This window comes from Aquidulcibacter sp. (genome assembly GCF_044346625.1).
Taxonomy (GTDB): domain Bacteria; phylum Pseudomonadota; class Alphaproteobacteria; order Caulobacterales; family Aquidulcibacteraceae; genus Aquidulcibacter.
Map to the genome: position 1 here is coordinate 49,146 of NZ_JBIIYV010000003.1, position 12,169 is coordinate 61,314.

Genomic DNA, 12,169 nt, shown 5'->3' on the forward strand with positions numbered 1-12,169 from the left:
CACGCGCGAGCCCGACGTGAAATATTGTCAGCAGTTAAATTGATGGCTTGGTCTCTGCGTACGATCTGCGCGCAACACTAGACTCTGAAGCGATTTTCCTCTAACCGCGCCGCTCTATTTGGTTCAAAGCCGCTCTCAACATCGCGCGCCCTTTTGGGGCCTGCGCGCAGGACACGAAGATGAAAGCCGACACACATCCTAATTATGATTTCATCACCATCGTGATGACCAATGGGACCACCTATCAGACCCGTTCGACCATGGGTGGCGAGGGCAAGTCCTTGTCGTTGGACATTGATCCAACAGTGCATCCCGCTTGGACCGGTTCGACCAACACGCTTCTCGATCGTGGCGGCCGCGTTGCACGCTTCAAAGATAAGTTTGCTGGTTTCATCAAGAAATAAGTATTTGTCCGGTTGATTTAACTGGATGGTTACGCAGATGGTTTAAAGCGCTCGGTATGTTCCGAGCGCTTTTTTCGTTTGTATCGCTTTCTATTGCTCGCCGTCTTGCACTCGCGTTCATTCTCTTTGCTTTGCCCGTGTTTTTCCTAACGTGGCAATTGATCCATAAGCAAAATGAAGAAATTGCTTTCTCAAAGTTAGAGTTAAACGGCGCGCGTTATCTTGAGCCCTTGCTGGTTTTGCATGCTACGATGGCCAATGCTGCCTCAGCACTGGCCGATGAAAGGCCGATCCCTCAGACCTTACAGCCAGCGCTCAACAAGGTCCTGGAAGCACGAGCGCAGGCCCCCCACGGCCTTCAATTTCAAGATGATTTCGCCGCGCTCAAGGCAGCTGTCGGTGATCTCCAGAGCATGAAGATCTATGAACCGACGCGCGTGCGCGATGCTTTAGGGTCAAGCCAGCACCATTTCACCCGCGTGGTAGAATCCTCAAATCTCATTCTCGATACCGAACTTTCCACTTTTTATCTGATGCAGGCGGTGGCGATCCATGCGACGCCTTTGATTGAACAGATCGGCTATTTCGGTTCTGCCAAGAGCTATATTGATCTGCCCGGCCTCACCCCTGAGAATACATTCTGGCGTTTGGTCGCCAAGCATCAAGGCAACCTCAATGCCAAGACATTTGCCTTTGAAGTGTCCATTGATGATGCGGTGCGCGCTTCGGACCAGGCCCGGACGCGAGAGCTTGGGCTTGCGGACGTCAAGCTCACCATGGTGCAAGAGATCGCCAGCCTGATCGACGATCCAGACCCCAAAGCCGCGCAGACGAATGCGCAAATTGCGCGAAATGCTGTCGTCCGGACGTCCTTGGCTGCCAATCAAGAACTGATCCGTGGCCTCGAAGTCCGGATCGCACGGCAGGAATCTCAGCAGAGGCATGTATTGGTAGCCGCCATCGGGCTTTTTCTGGTCGCGCTCTTGGGTGTGTTGACGGTTATCCGCGACGGCGTGGTCCAACCGCTTGGGCAATTGACCAAGGCCATGCGCAAAGTCGCCCAAGGCGATTTCAGTATCGAACCGCCCTATCAAAAGCGGGCTGATGAGATTGGCGGTATGGCCCGAGCCTTGAGCGTGTTTAAGGAAAATGCCTTGGCCCGCATTCGGGCCGAGCATGCAGCGCAGGCCAAGTCAGAATTCTTGGCGATGATGAGCCACGAAATCCGCACGCCGATGAATGGCGTGATCGGGATGGCGCAAGCCCTGATGAAGACCCAAATGAAGGACGAGCAGCGCAAAATGCTGTCTGTCATGATCGATTCTAGCGACATGCTGCTGCTCTTGTTGAACGACATTCTCGATATGTCAAAGATTGAAGCGGGCAAGATTGAGCTTGAGAGCATTCCCTTCTCCCCCCAGAAACTGGTTCATGCAGCCGGTGACTTGTTTGATGCACGCGCCTCAGCGAAGGACATTCAGCTGGAGGTCGAGATCGCAGCCGATGCTTCGCAATGGCGCTTGGGCGATCCAGCTCGTCTTCGACAGATCGTCTTCAACCTCGTGTCGAACGCAATCAAGTTTACCGACCAAGGGACGGTCAAAATTGCGCTCCACTTGGGCCCAAGCCGGGAAATGGCGATTTCTGTTACCGACACGGGGATTGGCATCCCGCCTGATCGGGTGGCGCAATTATTTGAGAAATTCACCCAAGCCGATTCCTCGCATACCCGTCTCTACGGTGGCACTGGCTTGGGGCTGTCTATTGCGAAGGCCATGACAGAGGCGATGGGCGGCGAGCTATTGGTTGAGAGCGAGGTGGGCGTGGGCTCAACCTTTACCTGTCGCATCCCGCTCCAAGCCGTTTCAGCACCTTTGGACGAACCGGAAAACTTGGCTGAAAACGGCAAAAGCGCTGACCGGAATGCGCCCACGCTGCAGCATACGCCGCAAGCTTCGGCCCTGAAGCTGTTGGTCGCCGAGGACAATCAAACCAACCAATTGGTTTTGCAAGCTTTGCTATCAAGTTATGAGATCGAACTGGTCTTTACACACAATGGGCAAGAAGCCATCGAAGCCTGGCAGGCAGCACGTTATGACGCCATTTTGATGGACATGCAGATGCCGGTGATGGACGGCGTCACGGCGATCCGCGCGATCCGTGCGCAAGAAATCCGCGAGAGCCGTCCCCGAACGCCAATTGTCTCGCTGACCGCCAACGCGCTGCAACATCAGATCGATGCGCAAATCGACGCCGGGGCCGATGCTCATGCCCCTAAGCCGATTCATTTGCCAAGTTTGCTAGCAGCCATAGAAGCGGCCATTTCACTGTGTGAATTACAAGACGAAACGGATTTCCGTCAGTGCGATGCGCCCAATGCCGCTTGAAGGCGCTTTAATTGGGCACTGACTGGGTTCTCAACTGGTGTTTCGCTGGCTTCAAAGAGACTGAGTTCCATGCGGTCAACCCGTTCGTAAAGCCGTCTTGATCGTTCAAGAAGGTCCAGTAAGCGCACGGGCAATTCGGCCAAGGGCTGTTTATCAGCGCTGCAGACCGTTCGCGCACCGAGCCGATACTTTGGATCATGAGCGTCACGTGGGGTCATTTCGCCCTCGCGGACCGCGCGATGAACCAGCAACCATGAGGCCGATTGCATCAGACGGGTCGTCAATCGCATGCTTTCAGAAGCATAGGCCAAGGCTGCGGAGCGTTCGAGGCCACGTGCTTCTTGTCGGCCATCGCCATCCAGATAAGCCGCTGTTTCCTCAACCAAGTCCATGCCTTCGCGGAACATGCGTTCAAAGATGTCCGAACTCGCAAAATCTGCGATCCGATCAAATGCTGTCTTTAGACCCACGGTCTGCTTTGAAACTTCCGTCAACATGCGGCATTCCGCCCTTCTTTAGTCTCTGTCCTTAACCCGCAAAGCGTCGCGGGCCAAGTGCTTGATCCGGAGAGCTCCCTTTTGGAGCAAATTCCAGTTCAACCCCGATTATCCCCACACAGCTAAACCAAAGCTCTGGCCCAGAATTATAGATCCAGAGCGATGGGTTAAGTGGAAGAAGCACCATGCTTCCTGCGTCTGTCTCAGCAAGGGCCGTGCCGCTTTTGCGCTTAGCTTGTCTTAAAAAAGGAATCTGCTGCCTTTTTACTGCCTTCTTTCGCCTCAATTAAGTCATTTATATGCCGAATTTCCGCCTCGAGGTCAGAAATGCGCTCTTGAAGCTCCCGAATAGACAGATCTTCTAGGCGTATGGACTGGGGTTTTGACTTGGCGAATGGGTCGTCGTCGAGCATGAGTAGCCTCCTGATCCCATTTTGGCGCCGGAGTCTGAATTTTGACAGCCCTTCCTGAAAAAATGCGTGCGATTGTTGCATCCCCCGGCACCCCATTGCGGGTTGAACTCCTTGATCGGGCCATCGCTGGCCCCGGCCAAGTACTGATCAAAGTCGCCTATGCGGGTATAAATCGACCTGATTTGATCCAGCGTATGGGCGCTTATCCGCCACCAAAAGGTGCGCCTGACACGATGGGGCTGGAATGTTCGGGCGAGATTGTGGCGATTGGCGCCGATGTTTCGCGTTGGAAGCTAGGGGATCAAGTGTGCGCCCTTTTGCCAGGCGGTGGCTATGCCGATTACGCTTGGGCGGATGAAGGCTCTTGCATGGCAATCCCTAACGGCATCAGCTTGCTGGAGGCGGCAGCCCTGCCTGAGACCGTCTTGACGGTCTGGGCGAATGTGTTTGAGCGGGCGGCTTTGCAAACGGGTGAGGCCTTTTTGGTCCATGGCGGCGCATCAGGCATCGGCACCACGGCCATTCAAATGGCCAAAGCGCATGGTGCAAAAGTCTATGCAACAGCAGGCGGCGCGGAGAAGGCAAGTCTGTGTGCCAAGCTCGGTGCCGATGTCGCCATTGATTATCGGGGGCAGAGCTTCTCTGACATTATCAAAGCCGATGGTGGGGTGGATGTGGTCCTTGATATGGTTGGTGGGCCTTATGTCCAGCAAAATCTCGATTGTTTGAACCTCGATGGCCGCTGCGTCCAAATTGCCTTTTTGCAAGGTCCCCAAGTTGAGCTTAATCTGATGACCTTGATGCTGAAGCGGCTGACCTTGACGGGTTCTACCCTTAGGGCGCGGCCTGTGGCGGAAAAGGCGCGGCTGGCGCGCGCGGTCGAGGCCCATGTTTGGCCCTGGGTGGCCCAAGGTCTCGTGCGTCCTGTGGTGGATTCGGTATTTGATCTGGAAGACGCCGAAGCTGCTCAGGCCAAGATGCAGGCCAATACCCATGCCGGGAAAATCATGCTGAAGGTTGCGGATTAGCCTTCTGGAACCACGATCCCAAGCCTGACCTAGGGCGAGGTGAGATTCATTTGGCGATTACCGCCTCTTTCGGTTTGCAAGTGGAGCGGGCTGCGCTAACACGGCGGCCAACATATCAGCTGTTAACCGAGGGCCTCATGTCGATCCTGATCAATAAAGAAACCAAGGTAATCTGCCAGGGCTTCACCGGGAAGAATGGTACCTTCCACTCCGAACAAGCCATTGCCTATGGCACCCGCATGACGGGTGGGGTCAGTCCCGGTAAAGGTGGGCAAACCCATCTGGGTCTTCCTGTGTTCAATTCGGTTCAAGAGGCCAAGGATGTAGCCGGCGCAGACGCCACCGTGATCTATGTGCCGCCCCCAGGTGCAGCTGCTGCGATCATCGAAGCGATTGAGGCAGAAATTGAGTTGATCGTCTGCATCACCGAAGGCATCCCTGTAGCAGACATGGTGCAAGTCAAGAGCCGGTTGGAGCGTTCTAAGTCGCGCTTGATCGGACCCAACTGCCCCGGCGTTCTGACCCCTGATGAGTGCAAGATCGGCATTATGCCCGGCTCCATCTTCAAAAAGGGCAATGTTGGCATCGTGTCTCGTTCGGGTACTTTGACCTATGAAGCGGTGTTCCAAACCTCAAACGCAGGTCTTGGCCAAACAACGGCAGTCGGTATCGGCGGCGACCCTGTGAAGGGCACCGAGTTCATCGATGTGTTGGAAATGTTCTTGGCCGACCCAGAGACCCAGTCGATCATCATGATTGGTGAAATTGGCGGCAGCGCCGAAGAAGATGCCGCGCAATTCATTCTTGATGAAGCCAAGCGCGGACGTAAAAAGCCGATGGCAGGCTTTATTGCAGGGCGCACCGCGCCTCCAGGCCGTCGTATGGGCCATGCTGGCGCGATTATCGCCGGCGGCAAAGGTGGCTCAGAAGACAAAATTGCAGCGATGGAAGCCGCAGGTATTCGCGTTGCCCCATCGCCTGCTGCATTGGGTTCAACATTGTTGGAAGTTCTTAAGGGTTGATGTGCTTTAAGCTTACATAAAGCAGTCGCCTGAAACGCGAATGACTATATAGAAGTAAATGTGTGACGGCCGGGCAAGGCCGACTTCCTTCGCCCTGACCGACCGTCCCGACGAATGGACGGTTGGCTTATGGCAGACGACATGCGCAGTGCTCAGAATTCCGCACTCCTCGACACTTCCTTTCTTTATGGCGGCAATGCCGTCTTTATCGAGCAGCAATACGCCAAATGGGCGGCCAATCCGGCGTCGGTCGACGCGTCTTGGGCCAGCTTCTTTGCCGGGATGGGCGACGGGGCAGGCGATGCACAGCGTGCGGCCAGTGGCCCATCTTGGAAGCGCAACGATTGGCCAAAGTCTGAAGTCGGCGAATGGGTTGCCACCTTGGACGGCAATTGGGCGCTGATCGAGCCGAAGATCGAAAAGAAGCTCACCGAAAAAGCCGCAGCAGCACCAGTTAATGCTGGCAAGCCCGTCTCTGAAGTCGATGTGATGCGCGCGACGCGCGACAGCATCAAGGCTTTGATGATGATCCGCGCCTATCGGATCCGTGGCCATTTGGCGGCAAAGCTCGACCCCCTCGGCCTGGATGAAGGTCGCGAGCCCCAACCAGAGTTGCAACCAGAATCTTACGGGTTCGGCCCAGAAGATATGGATCGGCCGATTTTCATCGATTTCGTGCTCGGGATGGAATATGCCACCCCTCGCCAAATGCTGGACGTTTTGAATCGTACCTATTGTTCGACGGTCGGCATTGAGTTCATGCACATTTCGGACCCAGCCGAAAAATCTTGGCTGCAAGAGCGCATTGAGGGCCCGGATAAGAGTATTGCCTTCACCAATGAAGGCAAGAAGGCGATCCTCAGCAAGGTGATCCAAGCGGAGACTTTTGAGAAGTTCCTGCATAAGCGCTTCCCTGGTACCAAGCGCTTTGGCTTGGACGGCGGTGAAGCTTTGATCCCTGCGATGGAACAAATCATCAAGCGCGGCGGCAATCTGGGCGTCAAAGACATTGTTCTGGGCATGCCACACCGGGGTCGTTTGAACGTTTTGTCTGCCGTGATGGGCAAGCCTTATCACGTAATCTTCCACGAATTCCAAGGTGGGTCTGCTACCCCGGATGATGTCGGTGGTTCGGGCGATGTGAAATATCATATGGGCGCTTCGTCGGATCGTGCGTTTGACGGCAATAGTGTGCACTTGTCGCTGACGCCAAACCCGTCTCACCTTGAAATCGTTAACCCCGTCGTTTTGGGTAAATGCCGCGCCAAAATGATGACGCATGGGCCTGAGAAGGCTGACCAATTCCGCGCAGTGATGCCGCTTTTGTTGCACGGTGATGCAGCTTTTGCGGGCCAAGGCGTGGTGGCAGAGTGTTTTGCCATCTCTGGCGTCCGGGGTCACCGCACCGGCGGGACGGTGCATCTCATCGTCAATAACCAGATTGGCTTTACCACTGCACCGCGCTTCTCGCGTTCGTCGCCCTATCCTTCAGACGTGGCGCTCATGGTGGCGGCCCCCATCTTCCACGTGAATGGCGACGATCCAGAGGCCGTCGTGTTTGCCGCAAAAGTGGCGACCGAATATCGCCAAAAATTCGCAAAAGACGTGGTGGTCGACATGTTCTGCTACCGCCGCTTTGGCCACAATGAGGGTGACGATCCAACCATGACGAACCCCGTCATGTACGCCAAGATCAAGAACCAAAAACCAACCCGCGAGCTTTACGCCGCCCGCTTGATCGAGCAAGGCATCGTTACCGCTGAAGAAGTAGAGGCTGAAGTCAAGCAATTTGAAGATTTCCTCGAAAGTGAGTTTGAGGCTGCAAAATCCTATAAGCCCAATAAAGCTGATTGGCTGGATGGCGTCTGGGCAGGTCTTGGTCTGCCGGAAGGCGAAGATCGTCGCGGCGACACCAATCTCTCGCTCGAGAAGCTGAAAGACTTAGGCGAAAAGATCACCACCATTCCAGCTGGCTTGACCATCCACAAAACCGTGGAGCGAGTGGTGCAAGCCCGTCAAAAAATGATCGAAGCGGGCGAGAATGTCGATTGGGCCTTGGGTGAACATTTGGCCTTTGCGTCTTTGCTGGACGAAGGCTTCCCAGTCCGCCTGTCGGGTCAAGACTCCTGTCGCGGGACCTTCTCCCATCGCCACAGCCATTTCGTCGATCAATTGACGGAGCGGCGCTATACGCCGCTGAACAATATCTCGCCCGCCCAAGCCAATTACGAAGTGATCGACAGCGCTTTGTCAGAAGAAGCCGTCCTTGGGTATGAATATGGCTTTTCGCTCTCGTCCCCAAACAGCCTGACGATTTGGGAAGGCCAGTTCGGCGACTTCGTGAATGGCGCGCAAGTCGTCATCGACCAATTCATCTGCTCGGGTGAACGCAAGTGGTTGCGGATGAGTGGCTTGGTTATGCTGTTGCCACATGGTTATGAAGGCCAAGGGCCAGAGCACTCCTCAGCCCGCCTCGAGCGCTTCTTGCAGCTCTGTGCGGAAGACAACATGCAAGTAGTGAACTGCACGACGCCCGCGAATTACTTCCACGTCCTGCGTCGCCAGATCCATCGCCAGTTCCGCAAGCCTTTGATTGTGATGTCGCCCAAGTCCCTGTTGCGGCATAAGCGCTGCATCTCGACCTTGGCAGAAATGGGCCCAGGCTCGTCTTTCCACCGCATCCTGTGGGACGACGCCCATTATCGCCCTGAGACCACGACCGTCACGCTGAAGCCTGATTCAGAGGTCAAGCGCGTGATTTTCTGCTCGGGCAAGGTCTATTATGATCTGTTTGAAGAGCGGGAAAAGCGCGGATTGAACGATGTGGTGATCCTGCGCGTTGAACAGCTTTATCCATTCCCTGCCAAGTCGATGATTGCTGAGTTGTCGCGTTTCCAAAATGCCGATGTGGTTTGGTGCCAAGAAGAGCCGAAGAACATGGGTGCTTGGAACTTTATGGAACCCAATATCGAGTGGGTTCTTGGCAAAACAAAGAATAAAGCCAAGCGTGCGGCTTATGTTGGTCGTCCAGCTTCGGCTTCTACTGCTGCTGGCTTGATGAAGAAGCATATTCGCGAACTTGAGACCTTCCTCAATGAAGCGATGACCTACTGATCATCTGGCTAAACCCGTTTACGATCCTTACATTGGGGCCTGTTGCCCCTTCACCATTCTGACTCCGCTGGAGGTTTTATGCTCGATATCGTCGTCCCCGTCATGGGAGAATCCGTTGCCGAAGGCTCGATTGGTTCTTGGTCGAAAAAGGCCGGTGATGCGGTCAAGAAAGATGAGATTCTGGTCGAGATTGAAACCGATAAGGTCGCTCTGGAAGTCGTGGCACCTGCCGATGGTGTTTTGGCTGAAATCTTGGCGACCGACGGCGCAACCGTAACCCCCGGCATGGTGATTGGGCGGGTAGAAGCCGGGGCAGCAGCAAGCGCTGCAGCCAAGCCTGCGGTCGTCCCCATGCCAACGCCTGCCCCTGTGGCGGCCCCAGTTGCAGCGCCAGCCCCAACTGCAGCCCACGACCCGATGCCATCCGCCGCACGCGCTTTGGAAACTGCTGGCGTTGCCGCCAGCTCGGTGACGGGTAGCGGCAAGGATGGCCGGATTACGAAGGGAGACGCTTTGGCTGCTGTGGCAGCTTTAGCAGCAGCGCCTGCGCCCGCCGTGGCAGCCCCGTCGGCCCCGCGCGCTTTGGGTGCCCGTGAAGAGCGCGTGAAGATGACGCGCTTGCGTCAAACCATCGCCCGCCGCTTAAAAGACGCGCAAAACACTGCAGCCATGCTGACGACGTTCAACGAAGTCGACATGACCAATGTCATGGCCGTGCGCAACAAGTACAAGGACATCTTTGAGAAGAAGCACGGTGCCAAATTGGGCTTCATGAGCTTCTTTGTTAAAGCCTGTCTTGTTGCCCTCAAAGACGTCCCTGCGGTGAATGCCGAGATTGATGGCACCGACATCATCTACAAAAACTTTTATGACATTGGCGTCGCCGTCGGCACCGAAAAGGGTCTGGTTGTTCCGGTCCTGCGTCATGCGGAAGACCTTGGTCTTGCCGGTATTGAAAAGGGCATTGCCGATCTCGGCAAAAAGGCCCGTGATGGGGCTTTGAGCATTGATGATATGCAAGGTGGCACCTTCACCATCTCTAACGGTGGGGTTTACGGCTCACTCATGTCGACGCCGATCCTGAATGCCCCACAATCTGGCATTTTGGGCATGCACAAGATTCAAGATCGTCCGATGGTTGTCGGCGGTCAAATCGTGGTTCGCCCGATGATGTATCTCGCTTTGTCCTACGACCACCGGATCGTGGACGGCAAAGAGGCTGTGACCTTCTTGGTGCGCGTGAAAGAGTGCTTGGAAGATCCTGAGCGCATGTTGCTGGACATCTAACAAGGCCGCGCAAGTCGTGGCCGTGGCATTAGGGCTGGGATGGATTGAATGCTAACCCTCGCCGGGATCATCGTATTTCTCTATGCTGTCTCCAGCATTCTGGGACTGTGGCTCTCGTCGCAGGTCACCAAGGTGCTGGAAGGTGAGGGGGAGATCCCGGAGGCGCTTGCGGAGACACCGCAACATCACCTCGACCTCATGGCTAATTACAGCATGGGCTGGCGGGCTGCGGCATGGCGCACCTCGATTGCGGCTTTGGTTACAAGCCTGGTAGCACTGGCCTTTTCCAGCTCTCTGGCTTTTTGGGCCTTGGGTGTGGCGCTGGCGATTGATTGTGTCCTGTTCATGACCTGCCGCGATATCCGCCTCATTTTATACAAGACCACCTCAATGGAGCGCCTGGTCGATGCTGCACAATGCGTGGCGCTCTTGGCAAGCTTTACCCTCTTCTTCTGGCTCACGCTGACAGGCGCTTTGGCTTGAAGAGATTTGAACGGGGCCAATTACAGAATTTGGTCCGTCCCTATGTAGCGATTGCACCCCAAGGGGCGTAAGAGCGGTCGTTGAAACCATCCAATCAGGAGCTTTTTTCATGGCAGAACAATTTGACGTCGTCATCATCGGCGGGGGACCAGGGGGCTATAATTGCGCCATTCGGGCAGCCCAACTGGGACTGAAGACCGCCATTGTTGAAAAGCGCGGTCGCTTGGGCGGAACCTGTTTGAATGTCGGATGCATTCCCTCCAAAGCCCTCCTGCACGCGTCAGAGGCCTATGAAGCCGCTCAACACCACTTTGCGGATATGGGCATTGAAGTCACAGGCGTCTCGCTCAACCTCGCCAAAATGTTGGCGCAGAAAGATGATGCCGTCGATGGTTTGACCAAGGGCGTTGAGTTCTTGATGAAGAAGAACAAAATCACCTATTTGATTGGCATGGGCGCGATTGCGGGGCCTGGCACGGTGAATGTGACAGCAGCCGATGGCGTGGTTTCTGCCCTAGCTACCAAGAATATCGTCATTGCCACAGGCTCTGACATTTTGTCTCTGCCCGGCGTGACCATTGATGAAGAGCGGATCGTCTCTTCCACGGGCGCTTTGAAGCTGGCCGCTGTGCCAAAGAAAATGATCGTGATTGGCGGGGGCTATATCGGCCTTGAGATGGGCTCGGTCTGGCGTCGTCTGGGTGCCGAAGTGACCGTGGTTGAGTATCTCGACCGCATTACGCCCACGATGGACGGCGAAGTCTCTACCCAATTCATGCGCATCTTGAAGAAACAGGGCCTGATTTTCGAGCTCGGCACCAAGGTCACCCAAGTCGAAAATACTGGTACTGGCGTGAAAGTGACGGTAGAGCCCGCCAAAGGCGGCGACGACAAAGTACTGGAAGCCGATGTCGTGCTCGTTTCCATCGGTCGCAAACCCTATACTGAAGGCTTGGGGCTGGAGACAGTTGGGGTTGCGACCGATGCGCGCGGCTTTATCCCCTCCACCCATTGGGCCACGACCGCCCCCGGCGTTTATGTGATTGGCGATGTGACCTATGGCCCGATGCTAGCTCATAAGGCGGAAGAAGAAGGCGCTGCGGTGGCCGAGATCATGGCGGGCAAGTCTGGCCATGTGAACTTCGACGTCATTCCAGGCGTGGTTTATACCAATCCGGAAGTCGCGAGCGTCGGCAAAACCGAAGAAGAGTTAAAGGCTGCGGGGACCCCCTACAAAGTCGGCAAATTCCCCTTCATGGCAAACAGCCGTGCCCGCACCAATCACGAGACCGATGGTTTTGTGAAAATTCTCGAGCATGCCGAAACCCGCCGGATCCTGGGCGTGCATATGATTGGCGTCGGCGTTGGGGAGATGATTGGCGAAGCCTGCCTCGCCATGGAATTTGGCGCTTCTGCCGAAGATATTGCCCGCACCTGCCATGCCCACCCCACCATGTCGGAAGCCATGCGCGAAGCCAGTAAGGCCGTTGATGGCTGGGTCATGCAAATGTAGTCTGCCCGGCAGGGCTCTCTG

General features: G+C 55.5%; 10 protein-coding genes. 8 read left to right on the forward strand and 2 right to left on the reverse strand.

Annotated features, from left to right (window positions below):
• Positions 1 to 179 precede the first annotated feature (179 nt).
• Positions 180 to 404 carry a 50S ribosomal protein L31 gene (gene rpmE / locus ACIQ20_RS02075; protein WP_313588894.1) on the forward strand — a complete coding sequence of 75 codons (225 nt, stop codon included), beginning with the start codon at positions 180 to 182 and terminating at the stop codon, positions 402 to 404.
• A gap of 56 nt (positions 405 to 460) precedes the next feature.
• The gene (locus ACIQ20_RS02080; RefSeq protein WP_395776946.1) at positions 461 to 2,791 is read left to right on the forward strand and encodes an ATP-binding protein; all 2,331 of its coding nucleotides are present in this window, start codon (positions 461 to 463) and stop codon (positions 2,789 to 2,791) included.
• On the opposite strand, the gene ACIQ20_RS02085 is transcribed toward ACIQ20_RS02080, so the two are convergent.
• Both ACIQ20_RS02085 and ACIQ20_RS02090 read right to left on the reverse strand, forming a co-directional pair.
• Positions 2,764 to 3,288 (reverse strand): DUF1465 family protein, encoded by a 525-nt coding sequence (locus ACIQ20_RS02085; protein ID WP_395776948.1) that lies wholly within the window; start codon positions 3,286 to 3,288, stop codon positions 2,764 to 2,766. The two genes, ACIQ20_RS02080 and ACIQ20_RS02085, sit on opposite strands and share 28 nt — an antisense overlap.
• Before the next feature lie 230 nt (positions 3,289 to 3,518).
• The gene (locus tag ACIQ20_RS02090) at positions 3,519 to 3,701 is read right to left on the reverse strand and encodes a DUF1192 domain-containing protein (RefSeq protein WP_395776950.1); all 183 of its coding nucleotides are present in this window, start codon (positions 3,699 to 3,701) and stop codon (positions 3,519 to 3,521) included.
• A 41-nt stretch (positions 3,702 to 3,742) separates the two neighbouring features.
• Here ACIQ20_RS02090 and ACIQ20_RS02095 point away from each other — a divergent pair, with 41 nt between their 5' ends.
• From ACIQ20_RS02095 to lpdA, 6 genes are all read left to right on the forward strand, one after another.
• A complete protein-coding gene (locus tag ACIQ20_RS02095) occupies positions 3,743 to 4,729 on the forward strand; it encodes an NAD(P)H-quinone oxidoreductase (RefSeq protein ID WP_395776952.1) in 987 nt (328 codons plus the stop codon).
• 137 nt (positions 4,730 to 4,866) lie between these two features.
• On the forward strand, positions 4,867 to 5,751 hold the full coding sequence (gene sucD / locus ACIQ20_RS02100; protein WP_313589185.1) for a succinate--CoA ligase subunit alpha: 885 nt from the start codon (positions 4,867 to 4,869) through the stop codon (positions 5,749 to 5,751).
• Positions 5,752 to 5,880: 129 nt separating this feature from the next.
• Positions 5,881 to 8,865 carry a 2-oxoglutarate dehydrogenase E1 component gene (locus ACIQ20_RS02105; protein ID WP_395776954.1) on the forward strand — a complete coding sequence of 995 codons (2,985 nt, stop codon included), beginning with the start codon at positions 5,881 to 5,883 and terminating at the stop codon, positions 8,863 to 8,865.
• Positions 8,866 to 8,943: 78 nt separating this feature from the next.
• A complete protein-coding gene (odhB, locus tag ACIQ20_RS02110; RefSeq protein WP_395776956.1) occupies positions 8,944 to 10,152 on the forward strand; it encodes a 2-oxoglutarate dehydrogenase complex dihydrolipoyllysine-residue succinyltransferase in 1,209 nt (402 codons plus the stop codon).
• A 48-nt stretch (positions 10,153 to 10,200) separates the two neighbouring features.
• On the forward strand, positions 10,201 to 10,635 hold the full coding sequence (locus tag ACIQ20_RS02115; RefSeq protein ID WP_395776958.1) for a hypothetical protein: 435 nt from the start codon (positions 10,201 to 10,203) through the stop codon (positions 10,633 to 10,635).
• A 109-nt stretch (positions 10,636 to 10,744) separates the two neighbouring features.
• Positions 10,745 to 12,148: a dihydrolipoyl dehydrogenase gene (lpdA, locus tag ACIQ20_RS02120; protein ID WP_395776960.1), complete on the forward strand. Its 1,404-nt coding sequence runs from the start codon at positions 10,745 to 10,747 to the stop codon at positions 12,146 to 12,148.
• Positions 12,149 to 12,169 lie beyond the last annotated feature (21 nt).